General features: G+C 61.4%; 20 protein-coding genes and 1 tRNA gene. 12 read left to right on the forward strand and 9 right to left on the reverse strand.

Features of this window, described 5'->3' with window-relative positions; translation table 11 throughout:
- Window positions 1-49 precede the first annotated feature (49 nt).
- From FOY53_RS16085 to FOY53_RS16100, 4 genes are all read right to left on the reverse strand, one after another.
- Entirely contained in the window at window positions 50-982 is a 933-nt protein-coding gene (locus FOY53_RS16085; protein WP_146590706.1) for an aldo/keto reductase, read from the reverse strand.
- A gap of 196 nt (window positions 983-1,178) precedes the next feature.
- Window positions 1,179-1,264, reverse strand: a tRNA-Leu gene (locus tag FOY53_RS16090).
- A 130-nt stretch (window positions 1,265-1,394) separates the two neighbouring features.
- Window positions 1,395-1,940: a tetratricopeptide repeat protein gene (locus FOY53_RS16095; protein ID WP_146590708.1), complete on the reverse strand. Its 546-nt coding sequence runs from the start codon at window positions 1,938-1,940 to the stop codon at window positions 1,395-1,397.
- A gap of 82 nt (window positions 1,941-2,022) precedes the next feature.
- Entirely contained in the window at window positions 2,023-2,505 is a 483-nt protein-coding gene (locus FOY53_RS16100; RefSeq protein ID WP_146590769.1) for an Lrp/AsnC family transcriptional regulator, read from the reverse strand.
- Window positions 2,506-2,774: 269 nt separating this feature from the next.
- Between FOY53_RS16100 and FOY53_RS16105 the strand changes: the two genes are divergently transcribed.
- Complete coding sequence (locus tag FOY53_RS16105) at window positions 2,775-3,521, forward strand: rhomboid family intramembrane serine protease (protein WP_146590710.1); 747 nt, start codon at window positions 2,775-2,777, stop codon at window positions 3,519-3,521.
- The gene (locus FOY53_RS16110) at window positions 3,518-3,886 is read left to right on the forward strand and encodes a GFA family protein (RefSeq protein ID WP_146590712.1); all 369 of its coding nucleotides are present in this window, start codon (window positions 3,518-3,520) and stop codon (window positions 3,884-3,886) included. Before FOY53_RS16105 ends, FOY53_RS16110 begins: the two co-directional genes overlap by 4 nt.
- 65 nt (window positions 3,887-3,951) lie before the next feature.
- Here FOY53_RS16110 and FOY53_RS16115 read toward each other — a convergent pair whose 3' ends face one another.
- The 3 genes from FOY53_RS16115 to FOY53_RS16125 form a co-directional block, all read right to left on the reverse strand.
- Window positions 3,952-4,743 carry an inositol monophosphatase family protein gene (locus FOY53_RS16115; RefSeq protein WP_146590714.1) on the reverse strand — a complete coding sequence of 264 codons (792 nt, stop codon included), beginning with the start codon at window positions 4,741-4,743 and terminating at the stop codon, window positions 3,952-3,954.
- 175 nt (window positions 4,744-4,918) lie between these two features.
- Window positions 4,919-5,251, reverse strand: a complete 333-nt coding sequence (locus FOY53_RS16120) for a hypothetical protein (RefSeq protein ID WP_146590717.1) — start codon at window positions 5,249-5,251, stop codon at window positions 4,919-4,921.
- A gap of 496 nt (window positions 5,252-5,747) precedes the next feature.
- The gene (locus FOY53_RS16125) at window positions 5,748-6,344 is read right to left on the reverse strand and encodes an outer membrane protein (protein ID WP_146590719.1); all 597 of its coding nucleotides are present in this window, start codon (window positions 6,342-6,344) and stop codon (window positions 5,748-5,750) included.
- Between the two features lie 633 nt (window positions 6,345-6,977).
- Between FOY53_RS16125 and FOY53_RS23160 the strand changes: the two genes are divergently transcribed.
- The 3 genes from FOY53_RS23160 to FOY53_RS16135 all read left to right on the forward strand — a co-directional run bounded on the left by FOY53_RS23160 (window position 6,978) and on the right by FOY53_RS16135 (window position 9,011).
- Window positions 6,978-7,124: a hypothetical protein gene (locus tag FOY53_RS23160; protein WP_186766632.1), complete on the forward strand. Its 147-nt coding sequence runs from the start codon at window positions 6,978-6,980 to the stop codon at window positions 7,122-7,124.
- 91 nt (window positions 7,125-7,215) lie between these two features.
- Window positions 7,216-8,268 (forward strand): GSCFA domain-containing protein, encoded by a 1,053-nt coding sequence (locus FOY53_RS16130; protein ID WP_146590721.1) that lies wholly within the window; start codon window positions 7,216-7,218, stop codon window positions 8,266-8,268.
- A gap of 50 nt (window positions 8,269-8,318) precedes the next feature.
- The gene (locus FOY53_RS16135; RefSeq protein ID WP_146590723.1) at window positions 8,319-9,011 is read left to right on the forward strand and encodes a hypothetical protein; all 693 of its coding nucleotides are present in this window, start codon (window positions 8,319-8,321) and stop codon (window positions 9,009-9,011) included.
- 113 nt (window positions 9,012-9,124) lie between these two features.
- Here the strand turns inward: FOY53_RS16135 and FOY53_RS16140 are convergent, their stop codons facing one another.
- Together FOY53_RS16140 and FOY53_RS16145 are read right to left on the reverse strand one after the other, a co-directional pair.
- Window positions 9,125-9,709, reverse strand: coding sequence for a hypothetical protein (locus FOY53_RS16140; protein ID WP_146590725.1), 585 nt, complete (start codon window positions 9,707-9,709; stop codon window positions 9,125-9,127).
- Between the two features lie 330 nt (window positions 9,710-10,039).
- A complete protein-coding gene (locus FOY53_RS16145; RefSeq protein ID WP_146590727.1) occupies window positions 10,040-10,627 on the reverse strand; it encodes a hypothetical protein in 588 nt (195 codons plus the stop codon).
- A 262-nt stretch (window positions 10,628-10,889) separates the two neighbouring features.
- Here FOY53_RS16145 and secE point away from each other — a divergent pair, with 262 nt between their 5' ends.
- The 7 genes from secE (at window position 10,890) to rpoB (ending at window position 18,748) form a co-directional block, all read left to right on the forward strand.
- Window positions 10,890-11,087: a preprotein translocase subunit SecE gene (gene secE, locus FOY53_RS16150; protein ID WP_146590729.1), complete on the forward strand. Its 198-nt coding sequence runs from the start codon at window positions 10,890-10,892 to the stop codon at window positions 11,085-11,087.
- Between the two features lie 236 nt (window positions 11,088-11,323).
- A complete protein-coding gene (gene nusG / locus FOY53_RS16155) occupies window positions 11,324-11,860 on the forward strand; it encodes a transcription termination/antitermination protein NusG (protein ID WP_146590732.1) in 537 nt (178 codons plus the stop codon).
- Window positions 11,861-11,986: 126 nt separating this feature from the next.
- Window positions 11,987-12,436, forward strand: a complete 450-nt coding sequence (gene rplK, locus FOY53_RS16160; RefSeq protein ID WP_146590734.1) for a 50S ribosomal protein L11 — start codon at window positions 11,987-11,989, stop codon at window positions 12,434-12,436.
- Between the two features lies 1 nt (window position 12,437).
- On the forward strand, window positions 12,438-13,136 hold the full coding sequence (gene rplA / locus FOY53_RS16165) for a 50S ribosomal protein L1 (protein WP_146590736.1): 699 nt from the start codon (window positions 12,438-12,440) through the stop codon (window positions 13,134-13,136).
- Between the two features lie 258 nt (window positions 13,137-13,394).
- Window positions 13,395-13,910, forward strand: coding sequence for a 50S ribosomal protein L10 (rplJ, locus tag FOY53_RS16170; protein ID WP_146590738.1), 516 nt, complete (start codon window positions 13,395-13,397; stop codon window positions 13,908-13,910).
- A 71-nt stretch (window positions 13,911-13,981) separates the two neighbouring features.
- Window positions 13,982-14,362 (forward strand): 50S ribosomal protein L7/L12, encoded by a 381-nt coding sequence (rplL, locus tag FOY53_RS16175; RefSeq protein ID WP_146590740.1) that lies wholly within the window; start codon window positions 13,982-13,984, stop codon window positions 14,360-14,362.
- A 249-nt stretch (window positions 14,363-14,611) separates the two neighbouring features.
- The gene (gene rpoB / locus FOY53_RS16180) at window positions 14,612-18,748 is read left to right on the forward strand and encodes a DNA-directed RNA polymerase subunit beta (RefSeq protein ID WP_146590742.1); all 4,137 of its coding nucleotides are present in this window, start codon (window positions 14,612-14,614) and stop codon (window positions 18,746-18,748) included.
- Window positions 18,749-18,815: the final 67 nt, after the last annotated feature.

Raw genomic sequence — 18,815 nt, forward strand, 5'->3', positions numbered from 1 at the left:
CGGACGAAGGGAAGTGATCGTGACGTTGGTGCGCTGCCGCTGGGTCAGCTCACGCTTCTTCCAGACGGTCGGTTGCCGGCGGCGGCGTGGGGGCAAGCGCACAGAGGCGGGCATATAGCGCGTCGTCCAGAACATAGCGCATTGCGGCAAGAGACGGGGCAATCTGTTCCGGCGTGCGTCCAGACAGGATCGGCACCGGACCAGACACATGCCGCGCCACCCAGGCCACGGCCAGAGTGGCCGGATCTGTGCCGACCTCATGGGCCAGCGCGGTCAGCTCAGCGGCGGCCCGGTGCATGCTCTCGACTCCGTAGCGGCGGGCATAACGGTCGTCCTCGGTCAGGCGGCCGGTCCTGCCGTCGCCGTATTTCCCGGTCAGAAGTCCGCCCCCCAGCGGCGAATAGCACACCGGAAGGATACCTTCCGACGCGCACATCGGCAGGATCTCGACCTCGGCCTGACGTTTGACCAGATTGTACATCGGCTGGATCACGTCGATGCGGGTGTCTATTCGCTGTGCGACCGCCTGCGCCTTCATCACCTGCCAGGCGGCAAAGTTGGACACGCCGATATGACGGATCTTCTGCTGCCGCTGCAATTCGGCCAGCGTCTCAAACGTTTCATCCAGCGGCACCGTGCCGTCCCAGCGGTGCAGATACAGAAGATCAACCGTGTCCATGCCCAGACGGCGGCGGCTGGTGTCAAAGGTGTCGAGAATGTTGGCGCGGGAGGACCCGCCGGAATACCCGGCCTTGGTGGCAACAAAGAGCGTGTCCCGCACCGGACGGGCAAACTCGCCCAGCAGGGTTTCGGACGCACCGTCGGTATAGACATGGGCAGTGTCGAAATGGCGGATTCCCGCGGCAACGCATGTCTCAAACATCGCGCGGCTCTGCGCGGCATCGGCCCGCCCACCGAACTGCATGGTGCCAAAGGCAAATGGCGGAACGGCGGCGCCGCTGACGGTGGTGAGCTGGGTCATGTCATGCCTTGTGCAATCTGAGGCCTCGGGCGCCCCTGTCGGGAGTGTGCAGGCGGAGCGAGGAAAGTTTCAAGGTCTCCGCGTCAAAACGCGGCGCGGCGGCGGCGGCGCTGCGTCCCGTCTGAGGGGCTGGGACACTCCGCGTCGCCGCTCTGGGCTTGCCGGGATCATGCGGGCGGGCGGTGCAGGCAGGAGTTGGTGCGGGCGGTGGGACTCGAACCCACACGGGCATACGCCCCTCAGATTTTAAGTCTGGTATGTCTACCATTCCATCACGCCCGCAAAAGCATGGACATACCCAGACGGAGCGGCAGCCGACGCTGACACCCGGACCCTGAACATCCTGGCTCGCGTCCTCAGATGCCAGCAATCATCAGCCGCGACAAGCTTTGGTTTTGACAAAGGAGAGGGATCAGAGCTCCTGACCAGGAGCTTCGCGCAGCAGATGACGCTCGCTGATCCAGGGGTTCAGCGCCACCGCGCGCCGCAGCACAACCTGCGCCTCGTCGTCCCGGCCCAGTTCGATCAGCGTCAACGCCTTGCCCGCCAGCGCCGCGACGTGATCCGGTGACAGGGCAATCGCCTGATTGAGGTCCGGCAGCGCCGCGGCAAAATCGCGCCGCAGGAAGTTGACAAAGGCGCGCTGGTTGTACCCTTCGGCATACTCCGGACAATAGTCGACAAGGCGGTCGAACGCCCGAGTCGCCCGCAGGAAATCATATGCCCCGCGTGCACGCATGCCTTCGTCCAGCAGTGCCTGTGCGGGCTCGTCCGGTGCGTCGGCCCAGTATTCCCACATACGGTTCGAGATCTGACGGCCTGCCATCTCGTTCGGAGCGTCCCGCACCTCGTCCAGCAGTTGCGACAGGGCGATGCCGTGGTCCGGCGCAGGCGGACAACCGTCGCCCAGAACAGGCGTGGCAAGCGAGATCAGGCAGGAAACAAGCGCAAGTTTCATCCTGCAAGTCTGAACCACACGGCGTTTCGGTCAAGTCACATCTGCGGGACCGAGGTCACGCCGGGTGTCGCGCCCCCGGTCCTCAGACAGACGTGCCACCGGTCAAACCGGTCTCTTTCACAGCCTGCATGGCCACATAGGTCGAGGTCGAGGCGATATGGGGCAGGGTCGAAATGCGCTCTGCCAGCACCAGCCGGTAACTGCGCATGTCCGAGGTGCGCACCTTCAGCAGGTAGTCGAAGTTTCCGGCAATCAGATGTGCCTGTTCGATTTCCGGAATGCCGGCGACCGCGGCATTGAAGGCGGCCAGCGCGTCCTCTCGTGTGTCCGCCAGCCGCACTTCGACAAATGCGACATGGTCGAGACCCAGCCGCACCGGATCGAGGATGGCCTTGTATCCGCGGATGGCGCCAAGTTCCTCGAGCCGCCGCAACCGGGCCTGAGTGGGCGATTTCGAAAGGCCGATCCGCCGCGCCAGTTCAGTGATCGACACACGGCCGTCCTCGGCCAGCGTGGTGAGTATCGCCCGGTCAAACCGGTCGAGTTCAAGAGTGTCACCCTGCATCGTCATATTTCACCAATTCGGTCGATCCGGACAGGCTTTTGGCCAGAATTTGGACAATAAGGCTGCCACGGTAGCGACAGACTAACGCATTTTCCCGACGGCTTCCATGTCCGCCATCGCGTTCATGCCGTATTTTGACCGCCACCGCGGCTCTGTGACAGAATGGGAACGGGGCACGCGGCCCGGGGGCGCCCTGTGCGCGCAGTCCGTGCCCCCTGGACCGGCGCGCGGGGCTTGACGTGCCGCCGTAATACGCCAAGGTCCGGACCATGTTTCCGATCCGCGATCATAATCCCTCTGGCATCACGCCCTTTGTCACATATGCCCTGATCCTGGCAAATGTGGGGGTCTTCGTCAGTTATTATGCCCTGTTCGCAGACGAGCCCGCGTTGTTCAGATTTTACCATGACTGGGCCCTGATCCCGGCCAAGGTCAGCGAAAGCGGCAACCCGCTGGGTTTTGTGACCTCCATGTTTCTGCACGGCGGCATCATGCACCTGTTCGGCAACATGCTGTTTCTGTACGTATTTGGCGACAATATCGAAGAAGAGATGGGGCATTTCCGATTTGCCGGATTTTACCTTGTCTGCGGCATCGCTGCGGGCGTGGCGCAATATGTCATGGCCCCCTATTCGCCAGTGCCCACGGTGGGGGCGTCAGGGGCAATTGCCGGGGTCATGGGGGGGTATCTTCTGATGTTTCCCAGGGCGCGGGTGGATATCCTCTTCATCTTCATCGTGTTCTTCAAGATCCTGCCGATCCCGGCCTGGATTGTGCTTGCGGTCTGGTTCATCCTGCAACTGACCGGCGGCTTCGGAACGGTGACAGAGGGCGGCGGCGTGGCCTATTGGGCGCATGTCGGCGGCTTTGTGGCCGGTGTCGCCCTGACGCTGCCGCTCTGGCTGCGCCGGGGCGGTCCCGCATACTGGAGCCGAACCCATGGCCATCCGCCGCATCCCGAAGCCAGGTACAGCCTCAGTCAGTCCAGAATTCCCAAGGTGAGGAGCCGCCGATGACCGAAACCGTCAAAGTTACCTGCCATTGCGGCGCGGTCGAACTGCGCGTGACGCTGAGCGACGGGCTGAACACCGCGCGGCGTTGCGATTGTTCTTTTTGCCGACGGCGGGGCGGGCCGGCCGTGACCGCGCCGCTGGACGGGATCGAGATTGTCCGCGGCGCGGACAAACTGTCGCTGTATCAATGGGGCACGCGGACGGCGCAGCACTATTTCTGCGCGGTTTGCGGCATTTACACACATCACAGGCGCCGCTCTGATCCGAACCAATACGGCATCAACATGGGGGCAATCGAAGGCGTCAATCCGCGCGACCATGACCCCTTCCTGTGGGTGGACGGCGTGCACCACCCCTCGGACGCGTGAACGGCGACTTCTGCTGATCGCAACCGAGGGGAACACTGCGCCGGTGCGATCAGCACGGCACCGGCTCAGGCGCCGCGGATGATCCTGGCAAAATGATCGAACAACTGATTGTTGGCGCAGACCAACGCACCACTCGCCAGCGGATCCTGATCCTTGCGCACGCCCTCGAGCAAGGCGCCGGCCTCCTGTGCGATCAGCGTCCCTGCCGCGATATCCCACAGCTTCAGTTCGCGTTCCCAGTAGCCATCGTAGCGGCCCGCCGCCACATAGGCGAGGTCGAGCGCGGCGGCGCCCCAACGCCGCACACCGGCACATTCGGGCATCAGACGCGCCAGATCCTGCAACGTGGCGGGCAGGGTCTTTTTGGCGGCGAACGGCACACCGGTGGCAAACACCGCCTCGATCATCCGGCTGCGTCCGGAGACCCGCAGACGCTTGGAATCGTTCAGCCAGGCACCTGCACCTTTTTCCGCGTAGAACATTTCGTCCTTGGCCGGGTCGAACACCACACCGGAAACGATCTGGCCCTTGTGCTCCAGCGCGATCGAAATGCACCAGTGCGGCAGCCCGTGCAGGAAATTGGTGGTGCCGTCGAGCGGATCGACAACCCAGCGCCGGGTCGGGTCCTGCCCGGCGACCTCTTCGGATTCCTCGCCCAGCCAGCCATAGGTTGGCCGCGCGCCCATCAACTCGTCGCGCAGGATCTTTTCGGCGGCGTAGTCCGCCTTGCTCACAAAATCCCCCGCACCCTTCATCGAGACCTGAAGGTTCTCGACTTCGCGGAAATCCTTGACCAGCGAGCGGCCTGCCTTGCGGGCGGCCTTGATCATGATGTTGAGATTTGCGCTGCCCTGCATGTGCCCTTGGCTCCTGTTCGTGGTCAGGCCGCGCGTATACGCGGCCTCACCCCTCTTGCCAAGGGGCTGAGGTTACTCACCAGCCATTGCAGCGCTGATACACCCGGCCGGGAACCTCTGCCGGGGATGATCCGTGTCGGCGCGCAGGGGCAGATCCCCTGCCTGGCCCGGGAACTCAGCGGTAGATCACACCCTTTTCACCGATCGGCGCATAGGCCCGCGGGGCGTGATAGACTTTGCGCACCGGCGTGGGCTGCATCCGCTTGCCGCCGGCCCGGTTGATATAGGCGCCCGCCGTCGGCACGCCGCAACAGATCTGGCCGCCGACTGTGACGGGCTGCAGACCCGCCGGGCAGTAATTTGCCGAACTTGGAAAGGTGTGCACCAGCATGTTGGAATTGGGGTTATTGGTGCCGTCGCCCATGTACATGTCACCCCAGGCCAGGGCGGCGCCCGAACTGAGCATCAGGGCAGTGGCAGCAGCGGCAATGTATGTTGTGAAACGCATGAGGTCCCCCAGAATGATTTTAACAGTTCTGTCAGTATCTTGAGCGTAGCTGCGCCAATTCTCAAGTCAAACTTTGCAAATCGAAACAGTCTGTTCCCGGTTCCGGAACGCTGCCGCCCGTCGCTTGGGCGAGCAGGGTCGGATTGACAGGCGATTTCGGCAGGCCGGTGTGGTGCAAGTCGTCCCAACAAGAAACAGCCTGTATCGGTCCGCCCTTGCGCCCGGTCCGCCCCGGCGTCATCCCGGTTTTTGCCGACGTCAACAGATCCCTGGGGCCACTCGCTTCCCGGCGGTCCCCGGACAGTTTCACGGTCGAGCGCGCTTTCGGGTCGGGGAAGAGCCAATGTGCTGACGCGGCCGTTGGCGTTCAGGCCGACCTGCGGACTCCGGCAGGGTACGACCTGACCACGGTTTGCAGATCACGCTTCGGGCCAGGTCAGAACGCAAAACGCCCGGTCCAGAAAGGACCGGGCGCGTCGCCGTCAGAGCGCGGGGCTCAGAAGCGGTAGTTCAGCGAGATGTTCGCCGTGGTGGCGGACGCCTCAAATGCCTTGGCATCGAAGTCTTCGAACTTGTGGTACAGCACTTCGCCGCCGACCGACACGTTGCGCGCAACCATGGATTCGGCACCGATACCGGCAAAGTAACCGTTCGAATCGCCGAAGGCGTTGTCATCGGTGAAGGCCTTGGCGTAACCGGCCGTGCCGTACGCAAATGTCGATCCGAGATCGGCACCGGCCCGGCCGCCAACGCGCAGGATGCCGTCTACAGCGGTCGGTCCCAGATCAATGTTGGTGGCATCGTACTGCACACCGCCACCGACGACAAAGTTGCCGAGATCATAGTCGTAGTAGCTGCGCAGGCCGTACAGCGCGTCGCCGGCTTCGCGGTCCGGGTTGTCGGAATCGACCTTGCCGTAACCGAACTGGCCACCGAACGAAAATCCGGTCCAGTCGTGGCTTGCCACCGGGGCCTGGACGACAGCAGGTGCCATCGGAGCGGGCTCGGAATAGCCGATCTCGGGGCTGCCTGCAAAGGCGGGGAGGGCCAGCGTGCCCAACAGGGCGGCGGAGAGTGTGAGAGTGCGTTTCATCTACTCAGTCCTTCATTCTGCATTTTTCTGCATTTCAATCTCGTACCGGCTTGGGTGCCGGTGACCGAAAGCAAATGCGCCTTAACCGTTCACAGTTCCAGTCGCGGACGGTCACAGGATCGTGGATGCATTTCAGCCACGTGACCCATTTTTCTGCGGTGCATCCGGAACCGGCTGAATCTGGCTCAAAACCCTGTTTTCACGGTCGAGAAGTGTCACAATCCGGGTTCTGCGTTCACGCATGAGCGACCTTCTGCTGGTGCGGCTTTCAGATCTTTTTTGGCTTGCACAAACTGTCTGGGCAGTACGCGACCGCGCCGCGCCACAGACGCCTGTTTTTTCGGCCTGCAGACAGAGGCTCCTCAAAATACTTGGCACTGCAGCGGTGCGGCCGTCAGGCGAGCCGTTCGGCCCCGGCATGTTTCGGGTCGCGGGTATTTGGTGAAACGGAAAGTGGTAGGACTCTTCAAGAGCCGCCGCCCGTGGTGGAGCGGCCGCCTGTCTATCCGCGGCAACCGTTCCAAAAAAACGAACTCTGTCGGCAAAGCGAGCGCACCGGTCACGCCGCCTCCGACGCCTGCTGCACAGTGACCAGAACTGGCAGCACTGATCGAAGGGATTGTGGTCACGGCAATGGAGTCGATCCTTGCCCGGGAATCGGCCTGTGACCCGGCGTTTGGCGGCCGCGCCCTGAAATCGCCGACAATCATCGCGGACGGTGTCGTGCCGCAGGTGGACATCTCCTGTCCGGGCACCGAACTGTTCATCTACAGTGGGTGAAATTGGCTTGAATGCACCGGCGCGACGGGCCACCATCACGGCGATTGAAATCCCAGTCGTGGAATTTTGCGCTGAACTGTGCGGGGCTGTCTTGGAAAACTTCTATTCGAAACTTAAACAGCGGTCGTTCTGGCGATCGGGGGTCGTCGATGTCAGTCCTTTGGCACTGGCGGATATTTACAGCAAGAAATGGACCATCAATCCGGAGTGGGAAATTGGTACGGCGGGCAGCTGTTTTGCGCAGCACATTGCGCGGTACATGACGCAGAACGGATACAATGTTCTGGATGTGGAAACCGCGCCCAACGGTCTGAAGCCGGAAAGACGGCAGGCCTATGGCTATGCGCTGTATTCCGGGCGTTACGGGAACATCTACACCACGCGCCAGTTCCGGCAGTTGATCGAGGAAACCTTTGCGCCATCGCCGCAGGAAGTGCTGATCTGGGAAAAGGACGGCCGGTTCTACGATGCCCTCCGCCCGAATATCGAACCTTCGGGCTTTGCGACGGCCCAGGAAGTCGCCGATGCCCGTGCGTATCATCTGGAACGCCTGCGCATCCTGTTTTGCAATGTGGATATGTTTGTGTTCACCATGGGGCTGACCGAAGCCTGGGTGCATCAGCGCTCGGGACGGGTTGTGCCCATTGCCCCGGGGATCATTGCGGGCGGCGAAACGGCGCCGGATTACAGCTTTGTCAACTTCTCCTATCCGGACGTGGTGGCGGATTTTCAGGCTGCGATGGCCGTGCTCGAGGCCAACCGGTCCAAGCCGCTGCGCTATCTTCTCACCGTGTCGCCGGTGCCGCTGACGGCAACCGCGACGGGGGGGCACATACTGACCGCCTCCACCTATTCCAAGGCCGTGCTGCGGGCGGCCGCCGGGTTCCTGTCGGACAACAACGACAACATCGACTATTTTCCGAGTTACGAGATTGTCACCAACCCGGGCAACAGAGGAACCTTCTTTGCGGCGAATCTTCGGTCGGTCAGAAGCGAGGGCGTCGAGGTGGTGATGAAATCGTTTTTTGCACAACACCCGCCGGAAACGCCGCACCCCGGTCCTGCGTCGAAGCAGAAAAAAGCGGTTGTCAGCACTGAAGACGTGCAGTGTGAAGAGGCCCTGCTGGGAGCATTCGGCAAGTGAAACGTATTTGCATTTTTGGAAATTCGCATGTTGGCGCACTGAAAGAAGGCGTGGACTCGCTGAACAGGCAGGGCGCCCTGAACTCGGTCGATATCACGATCTTTGGCAGTCACCGGGATTCCCTGAAGGAATGTGTGGTCAGCGACGGCGTCATCACATCGGACAGCGACTTTGTGCGCACAAATTTCCGGTGGACGTCCAATGGTCAGGAAACGGTCAATGTCGCCGATTTTGATGAGATCTACGTGGTCGCGGGGCAGTCATTTTTCTTTGTGGCCCCCTTTCTGACGCGATCCCATCTGCCGCCGCTGAGCGATACTATCATCGAGGACATCATGACCCACCGCCTGGACGGCTGGGACATGCATCTGGCACGTGCCATCGCGGAGGCAAGCCCGCAGACACAGGTCACCCATCTGGGAGAGCCGTTCTTTTCGGACGAACACCCGCGCTCATTGAATTTTCTGAGAGAACATCGGCGCAAGGGCGGGCAAATGCCCGCGAGGCTTGACAAGGTTCAGGCGCAGCTGGACAGCAAGGCACAAGAGATCGAGACCGAAAATTTCCGGATCGCAAAGCCCCCGGAACAGGTGCTGGAGCCAAACAGGGTGTTCACCCGGCACGAGCTCTGCAAGGATTCAATCGGGTTGAACGAAGACCGGGACATCCCGCATCGAAGCGACGACTATTTCCACATGAACGTAAAGTATGGCGAGATGGTGATCCGGACTCTGGTGTTGTAAGCCGCACGGTGCGTGCTCTCGCGGAGAACCAGTGCTCACGTGAAAAGGGCCATCCGAAGATGACCCCTTCCGGTACGTGATCGGCCTTACGAGACGATCATGTTGGGTGGCGTTTACCGCACCATTGCTTCGAGCTTGCCCATGATCTCGGTGTCGCTGCCGCCGCCATAGACGACTGCCAGCGCACTGTTCAGCTGGGTCTCGGTCAGCGCATCAATCTTGACCTCGGGGAGGTAGCGCTGAAGCATCGCGCTTTCGGCTGCCGAAGCGGTGTTTGCAACGCCGACCGGCGTCGCGTCGGTGGTCAGCACGGAGGTTACCCGTGCTTCGATGTCCGACGGGCTCATCTCGCTCTGGATATAGGACATGGCGGTGTCGAGTTGCGCCTGCGTCACCATCGCGTAATCGACATCAGAGACATAGCGCTGGATCTCGCTTGCCTGTGCCTCGGTCGGCATGGCCACGGACGAATTCGTCATCTCCACGCCCAGCATCGCGCTCAGCTTGCCCATCTTGGCGCTGCGCGACTCCGACCCGGCAATCACCGCCATTGCTTCGGCGACTTCGCTGTCGCTCAAAGCCTCTGCATTGACGCCCGGCACATAGGATTCGATTTGTGTCACCTCTGCTTCGGTCGCGGCAAATGCAGCGGAAGACAGAGTGGCCGTCAGGGCGGTTGCAATCAGAAAGCGTTTCATAAGGTACTCCTCAAAGATTTTTCCGGTTACGGCAGTGTCGCCGTATTCGGTATGCAAACAGAACGGTCCTGGGGCAGAAACGTTCCCATGATTTCTGCGCTAACACATTGATGTGATTTAAAAAAATGTTTTCGTGATCGGAGGTCAGGGAACTTAGCTGTCGTCAGCGAAGTCCGGGAAACGGTCCGGAAAGTCGCCTGATAGTCGCGTGACAATTGCGCCTCGCCGACTGGTGTTTTCAAAAACGATCTCGATGTCGGGGTCCGCAAAGGCGATCAGGCCACCCGGAGGTGACCTGATCCCATAATTGGTTTTTGGCGGTGTGCGGACTCAGGAGTTGGTGAGAGCTTGAAGTTTGCCCTGAATTTCGCTCTCGCTGCCGCCGCTGTAGACAATCGCCATGGCAGCGTTCAGTTCAGCTTCGCTCATCTGGTCGACGGCCATGTCGGGGATGTAGCGCTGGAGGATCGCCATTTCGGCGGCGCTGGCGGTGTTGTTGGTCCCGACGGGAGTGGCATCGGACTGCAGGATGGTTTTCACCTTGCCTTCGATGTCGGAGGGGGATTCACCGCTGCCGATAACCAGCATTGCCGCGTCAATCTGCGCCTGGGTCAGCACCGAATAGTCCACGTCCGGCATGTAGCGTGCGATCTCGGTCTGCTGGGCTTCGGTAGGTACCGCTTCCACGGCCATTTCCATTCCGGCCGACAGGATCAGGTTCATTCTGTCCAGTTTCTGCGCCCGGGGCAGATCGCTGTTCAGCACTTCAAGGGACAGGGTCATCTGCTCTTCGGTCAGGGCCGTGGCGTCGACCGAGGGCAGGAAGGCTTCGATCTGGGCCTGCTCTGCGGAAGTCGCGGCAAATGCAGCGGTGGACAGGCTGGCGGTCAGGGCGGTGGCAATCAGAAAACGTTTCATTCTGGTTCTCCTTGGATCAGTTCGTTCCGCCACGGCGATGCGCCGTGGTTGGTGTGCAGCATCAACAAGCAAGCTGGAGATTCGTTCCCGATGCTGGCGAATAAGCAGATGACGGCGCAGCGAAAATCCGCCGTTTCGCCGTCCCTCAGCCCGTCATCGCGCGGTTTCCGACCGGCGTGCGGGCCGCCGCGGTGTGCGGCAACTCTTGAAACATCATGCGGCTGGGCGTATGTGGCGCAAAACCGCAATCAGAGAAGAGCGCATGGCCAGAACAAATCCGATCCAGTTCGTACAGCAGGTACGCACCGAAGTTGGCAAGGTTACCTGGCCGACGCGCCGCGAAGTTCTGCTGACCACCGTAATGGTCTTTATCATGGCCACCCTGACGGCGATCTTCTTTGCCGTCATAGACATTCTGATCCGCGAAGGATTGCAGACGGTGCTGAACCTCTTCGGCTAGGCTGTTGCGTCCTGGCGGGCCGGGTCGGCAGACTATGGCCGGAAATGGTGAAAAAGCGCCCGTCGGCCCTTGAATTCACGGGGCGTGGCGAGTAGTGGACACGACACCATCCGAAACGGGCGTGCAATGATTCGTGTTGCGCGCCGCTTTTATTTTCGCGTGGGTGCCTCCTGACAGGGCGGCAGACAGGCAAGACACCGTTTCAGATGCGGTGCAGGAACAAGGGTTGAGGCCAGATGGCGAAGCGGTGGTATTCGGTGAGCGTGCTCTCGAACTTCGAGAAGAAGATTGCCGAGCAGATCCGGACGGCGGTCGAGGAGCAGGAGCTTCAGGACCAGATCGAAGAGGTTCTGGTGCCGACTGAAGAGGTGATCGAGATTCGCCGCGGCAAGAAGGTCACAACCGAGCGGCGTTTCATGCCGGGGTATGTGCTGGTGCGGATGGAGATGTCGGATCGGGGCTACCACCTGATCAACTCGATCAACCGCGTCACCGGCTTTCTGGGGCCGCAGGGGCGGCCGATGCCGATGCGTGATTCCGAAGTGACCGCGATTTTGGGTCGTGTGCAGGAAGGCGAGGAAAGCCCGCGCACATTGATCCACTTCGAGATCGGCGAGAAGGTCAAGGTCAACGACGGCCCGTTCGAGGATTTCGACGGCATGGTCGAAGGTGTGGACGAAGACAATCAGCGTCTGCGCGTCGCGGTGTCGATCTTTGGCCGGGAAACCCCGGTCGAGCTGGAATTCACTCAGGTGACCAAACAGGGAGCCTGAGAGGAGGGCGCCCCCGGGCGCCGGAAGCGTGGGAGGCAAGGGCATCGCGATGCACCGCCGCACCACGGCAACGAAAAGGCCCGATCTGACGCGTCAGCGGGCTGTTGGACATGAAGGAGTAGCCAGATGGCAAAGAAGCTTGCTGGCAAGATGAAATTGCAGATCAAGGCCGGCCAGGCCAACCCGAGCCCGCCCGTGGGCCCGGCGCTGGGTCAGCGCGGCATCAACATCATGGAATTCTGCAAGGCGTTCAACGCCAAGACGCAGGAAATGGAGCCCGGTGCGCCGTGCCCGACCGTGATCACCTATTACCAGGACAAGTCCTTCACCATGGAAATCAAGACGCCGCCGGCGTCGTATTTCCTGAAGAAGGCCGCCGGCATGAAGCCCGTTGGCAAGCGCAATCGCCCCAAGGGTTCGCCCCTGCCGGGTCGCGAGACCGTTGCATCGGTGACTGTCGCGCAGGTGCGCGAGATTGCCGAAGCAAAGATGAAGGACCTGAGCGCGAACGACGTTGAGGCCGCCATGCAGATCATTCTGGGCTCTGCAAAGTCCATGGGCATCGAGGTTAAGTAAGATGGCTAAGTTTGGAAAACGTACCCGCGCCGCCCGTGAAGCCTTTGCCGGCAAAGAGGATATCTCTGTCGAAGAAGCCGTGAAGCTGATCAAGTCGAACTCGAACGTGAAGTTCGACGAGACAGTCGAGATCGCGATGAACCTTGGTGTCGACCCGCGCCACGCTGACCAGATGGTCCGCGGTGTGGTCGGCCTGCCCAACGGGACCGGCAAGACGGTCCGCGTCGCTGTTTTCGCCCGCGGCCCCAAAGCCGACGAAGCGACTGCTGCGGGCGCCGACATCGTCGGAGCCGAAGACCTGATGGAGACCATCCAGTCCGGCAAGATCGAGTTCGACCGTTGCATCGCAACGCCGGACATGATGCCGATCGTTGGTCGTCTGGGCAAGATCCTGGGCCCGCGCAACCTGATGCCGAACCCCAAGGTCGGCACCGTCACCATGGACGTCAAGGAGGCCGTCGAGGCAGCCAAGGGCGGCCAGGTGCAGTTCAAGGCCGAGAAGGCCGGTGTGGTGCATGCAGGCGTCGGCAAGGTGTCGTTCGACGAGGCCAAGCTGGTCGAGAACATCAAGGCATTCGTGTCCGCGGTGTCCAAGGCCAAGCCTGCCGGTGCAAAGGGCACCTACATGAAGCGCATCGCACTGAGCTCGACCATGGGTCCGGGCGTGACCGTGGATGTGGCGACCGCCAGCGCCGAATAAGAGATTGGTCCCGGGGCGCAAGCCTCGGGGCGAATAGCGGGGCCAGAGGATCGGCCCCGTTCTGTCCGAGACGGAGGGTTCCGGGGATATGCCCGGAATAATTCCTTCCCGAGATGGGAAACGAGACAAGATTTCCGCGAGGTCTTTGACCTTCGGGCGATCACGGCCTCGGGACCCTGAAAACGGACCCGACTGTCCCGCACCTCGACGCGGGATGTACATGAGCCGGGGGGAAACCCCCAAATTTGGAGTGAAACTGTGGATAGAGCCCAGAAAGAGAAAGTGGTCGAGGAACTCGGCCAGATCTTCGAAAGCTCTGGCGTCGTGGTGGTAGCACACTACGAGGGTCTCACGGTTGCCGAGATGCAGGATCTCCGGGGGCGCGCCCGCGCCAACCAGACATCCGTGCGTGTCGCCAAGAACAGGCTCGCCAAGATCGCCCTTGAGGGAAAGCCCTGCGCAAGCATTGCTGACTTCCTGACGGGCATGACCGTTCTGACCTATTCCGAGGACCCCGTGGCAGCAGCCAAGGTGGCCGAGGACTTCGCCAAGGGGAACCAAAAGTTCCAGATCCTTGGCGGCGCGATGGGTGAGAACGCTCTGGACCGGGCCGGTGTGGAATCCGTGTCGAAGATGCCGTCGCGCGAGGAGCTCATTGCTTCGATCGTTGGCTGTATCGGCGCACCCGCATCGAACATTGCCGGGGCCATTGGCGCACCTGCTTCGAATATCGCATCCATCCTGTCCACCATCGAGGACAAGGCGGCTGCGTAAGCAACCTATGGGATCATCGTGGGGTTGAAATCCCGACGTTGGAACACATTTAGATACGGAAAGAAGTCACAATGGCTGATCTGAAAGCACTTGCTGAGCAAATCGTGAACCTCACGCTGCTGGAAGCACAAGAACTGAAAACCATCCTGAAAGACGAATACGGCATCGAGCCCGCCGCTGGCGGCGCGGTTATGATGGCTGGTCCTGCTGGCGATGCCGGCGGTGCCGCTGCTGAAGAGCAGACCGAATTCGACGTCATCCTGAAGTCGGCTGGCGCGTCCAAGATCAACGTGATCAAGGAAGTCCGCGCAATCACCGGTCTGGGCCTGAAAGAAGCCAAGGACCTGGTCGAAGCTGGCGGCAAGGCTGTCAAAGAGCAGGTTTCCAAAGCCGAAGCCGACGAGATCAAGGGCAAGCTGGAAGCAGCTGGCGCCGAAGTCGAGCTCAAGTAATCTGCGCCGGGGCCTGCCCCGGAGCACTACCTGCACAGGCTGGATCCGGGCAACCCCGGGTCCAGCCGAGCCTGTCTCAGAGAACCCCTTCACGCCAAGGGGTTTTCTAAGGCGAGGTTCAAGGATCGGGAGGCGTCCGGTGGGACGGGCGCCATGAATGGATCGAAACTCTGCCGTCTCTGATGGATGTGCCGCTGTGGCCCGACAGCGCTGCGCGTTCGTTGAGAAACTGAAAAGGTGACACCTGACATGGCGCAAAGCTTCCTTGGCCAGAAACGTCTTCGCAAATATTTCGGCAAAATCCGCGAAGTCCTGGAAATGCCGAACCTGATCGAAGTTCAGAAATCCTCGTACGACCTGTTCCTGAAATCCGGCGACCAGCTCGCGCCCATGGACGGCGAGGGCATCAAGGGCGTGTTCCAGTCGGTGTTTCCGATCAAGGACTTCAACGAAACGTCTGTCCTGGAGTTTGTCAGCTACGAGCTCGAGAAACCCAAGTACGATGTCGAGGAATGCCAGCAGCGCGACATGACCTACGCGGCACCGCTGAAAGTGACGCTGCGTCTGATCGTGTTCGACATCGACGAGGACACAGGCGCCAAGTCCGTCAAGGACATCAAGGAACAGGACGTCTACATGGGCGACATGCCCCTGATGACGCCCAACGGCACCTTTGTCGTGAACGGCACCGAGCGGGTCATCGTTTCCCAGATGCACCGGTCGCCGGGCGTGTTCTTTGATCACGACAAGGGCAAGACCCACTCGTCGGGCAAGTTGCTGTTCGCCTGCCGGATCATTCCCTACCGCGGCTCCTGGCTCGATTTCGAATTCGACGCCAAGGACAACGTCTATGCCCGGATCGACCGTCGCCGCAAACTGCCGGTGACAACCCTGCTCTATGCCCTCGGCATGGATCAGGAGGCGATCATGGACGCCTATTTCAACACCGTGACCTTCACCGCCGAGCGCGGCAAGGGCTGGGTCACCAAGTTCTTCCCCGAGCGGGTGCGCGGCACACGTCCGGCGTTTGACTTGGTCGATGCGGATTCGGGCGAGATCCTGGCCGAGGCCGGAAAGAAGATCACCCCGCGTGCCGTCAAGCAGATCATCGACGATGGCAAGGTACAGAACCTGCTGGTGCCGTTCGACAACATTGTCGGCCGGTTTGTGTCCAAGGACATCATCAACGAGGAAACCGGCGCGATCTATGTCGAGGCCGGCGACGAGCTGACCTGGATCGTCGACAAGGACGGCGATGTCACCGGTGGCACGCTGAAAGAGCTGGTGGATGCCGGTGTGACCGAGATCCCGGTTCTCGACATCGACAACATCACCGTGGGCGCCTACATCCGCAGCACCATGGCGATGGACAAGAACCTGAACCGCGATTCGGCGTTGATGGACATCTATCGCGTCATGCGTCCGGGCGAGCCGCCCACCGTCGAAGCCGCATCGGCGCTGTTCGACACGCTGTTCTTTGACTCCGAGCGCTACGATCTTTCGGCCGTGGGCCGGGTCAAGATGAACATGCGCCTGGCTCTGGACAAGCCCGACACCCAGCGCACGCTGGACCGTGACGACATCGTCGCCTGCATCAAGGCGCTGGTCGACCTGCGCGACGGTCAGGGCGACATCGACGACATCGACCACCTCGGCAACCGCCGGGTGCGCTCGGTCGGCGAGCTGATGGAAAACCAGTACCGCGTCGGTCTGCTCCGCATGGAGCGCGCGATCAAGGAGCGCATGTCCTCGGTCGAGATCGACACGGTGATGCCGCAGGATCTGATCAACGCCAAGCCGGCCGCCGCGGCCGTGCGCGAATTCTTCGGCTCCTCGCAGCTGTCGCAGTTCATGGACCAGACCAACCCGCTGTCGGAAGTCACCCACAAACGCCGTCTCTCGGCGCTTGGGCCGGGTGGTCTGACGCGCGAGCGTGCGGGCTTTGAGGTCCGCGACGTGCACCCGACGCACTATGGCCGGATGTGCCCGATCGAGACGCCGGAAGGCCCGAACATCGGTCTGATCAACTCGCTGGCCACCTTTGCCCGCGTGAACAAGTACGGCTTCATCGAAACACCGTACCGCGTCGTCAAGAACTCGGTGGTGACCGACGAAGTGCACTACATGTCCGCGACAGAGGAAATGCGTCACACCGTGGCGCAGGCCAACGCCAACCTCGACGAGAACATGAAGTTCGTCAACGATCTGGTGTCGACCCGCAAGTCCGGGGATTACACCCTGTCGCCGAATGAACTGGTTGACCTGATCGACGTGTCGCCCAAGCAGTTGGTGTCGGTTGCGGCCTCGCTGATCCCGTTCCTGGAAAACGACGACGCCAACCGTGCTCTGATGGGCTCGAACATGCAGCGTCAGGCCGTTCCGACACTGCGCTCGGAGGCGCCGCTGGTCGGCACCGGCATCGAAGAGATCGTGGCGCGGGATTCCGGCGCGGCGATCATGGCCAAGCGCACCGGCGTCATCGACCAGGTCGATGCGATGCGGATCGTTGTGCGTGCCACGGATGATCTGGAGCCCGGCGATCCGGGGGTCGACATCTACCGCATGCGCAAGTTCCAGCGCTCGAACCAGAACACCTGCATCAACCAGCGTCCGCTGGTGAAGGTGGGCGATCAGGTGATCAAGGGCGAGGTCATCGCCGACGGTCCGTCGACCGACATGGGGGAACTGGCGCTCGGCAAGAACGTCATCGTCGCCTTCATGCCGTGGAACGGCTACAACTACGAAGACTCGATCCTGATTTCCGAGCGGATTTCGCGGGACGACGTGTTCACCTCTGTCCACATCGAGGAATTCGAAGTGGCGGCGCGCGACACCAAGCTCGGGCCGGAAGAGATCACCCGTGACATCCCCAACGTCGGCGAGGAAGCCCTGCGCAACCTCGACGAGGCGGGCATCGTCTATATCGGTGCCGACGTGGAGCCGGGCGATATCCTTGTGGGCAAGATCACCCCCAAGGGCGAGTCGCCGATGACACCGGAGGAGAAACTCCTGCGCGCCATCTTCGGTGAAAAGGCCTCGGACGTGCGCGACACCTCGCTGCGGGTGAAGCCGGGCGACTACGGCACGGTTGTCGAAGTGCGGGTGTTCAACCGCCACGGTGTGGAAAAGGACGAACGTGCGCTGCAGATCGAGCGGGAAGAGGTCGAGCGCCTTGCCCGTGACCGCGACGATGAACTCGCGATCCTGGACCGCAACATCTATGCGCGCCTCAAGACCATGATCCTCGGCAAGTTCGCGGTGAAGGGCCCCAAGGGCGTGCGCCCGAACGCCGAGATCACCGAGGAACTGTTGTCCTCGCTGACCCGTGGTCAGTGGTGGCAGCTGGCGCTCACCGACGAGGATGACGCCAAGATCGTCGAAGCCCTGAACGAGCAGTACGAGGCGCAGAAGCGCACCCTGGATGCCCGTTTCGAGGACAAGGTCGAGAAGGTTCGCCGTGGGGACGACCTGCCGCCGGGCGTGATGAAGATGGTCAAGGTTTTTGTTGCCGTGAAGCGCAAGCTGCAGCCGGGCGACAAGATGGCCGGCCGTCACGGCAACAAGGGTGTGATCTCGAAAGTGGTGCCGATGGAGGACATGCCATTCCTCGCGGACGGCACACCGGTCGATTTCTGTCTGAACCCGCTGGGCGTGCCGTCGCGCATGAACGTCGGTCAGATCCTCGAAACCCACATGGGCTGGGCCGCGCGCGGCCTGGGGCTCAAGATTGACGAGGCGCTGCAGGACTATCGGCGCACCGGCGACCTGACCCCGGTGCGGGAAGCGATGAAAATTGCCTATGGCGACGAAGTCTATGACGAAGGAATCGCCGGTATGGACGAGGATCTGCTGCTTGAGGCGGCCGGCAATGTCACCCGCGGCGTGCCGATCGCCACTCCGGTGTTTGACGGTGCAAAAGAGGCTGATGTGAACGATGCGCTGAAGCGCGCGGGTTTCGATACATCGGGTCAGTCGGTGCTGTTCGATGGCCGCTCGGGCGAGCAGTTCTCGCGCAAGGTGACGGTGGGTGTGAAATACCTGCTGAAACTGCACCACCTTGTGGACGACAAGATCCACGCGCGGTCCACAGGGCCGTACAGCCTGGTGACCCAGCAGCCGCTGGGTGGCAAGGCGCAGTTCGGTGGTCAGCGTTTCGGGGAGATGGAGGTCTGGGCTCTGGAAGCCTACGGCGCGGCCTACACCCTGCAGGAGATGCTGACAGTCAAGTCGGACGACGTCGCAGGCCGCACCAAGGTGTATGAATCGATCGTCAAGGGCGAAGACAACTTCGAGGCCGGTATTCCGGAATCGTTCAACGTGCTTGTGAAGGAGGTCCGGGGTCTGGGCCTCAACATGGAACTCCTGGATGCGGAAGAGGACGAGTGACGAAAATTTTCTGCTGAAAATTTTCTGAAGCGAGATTTTTCCTGCGAAAAATCTCGCCTCCGCTTCC

It is taken from the genome of Puniceibacterium confluentis (genome assembly GCF_007923445.1).
GTDB lineage: Bacteria > Pseudomonadota > Alphaproteobacteria > Rhodobacterales > Rhodobacteraceae > Puniceibacterium > Puniceibacterium confluentis.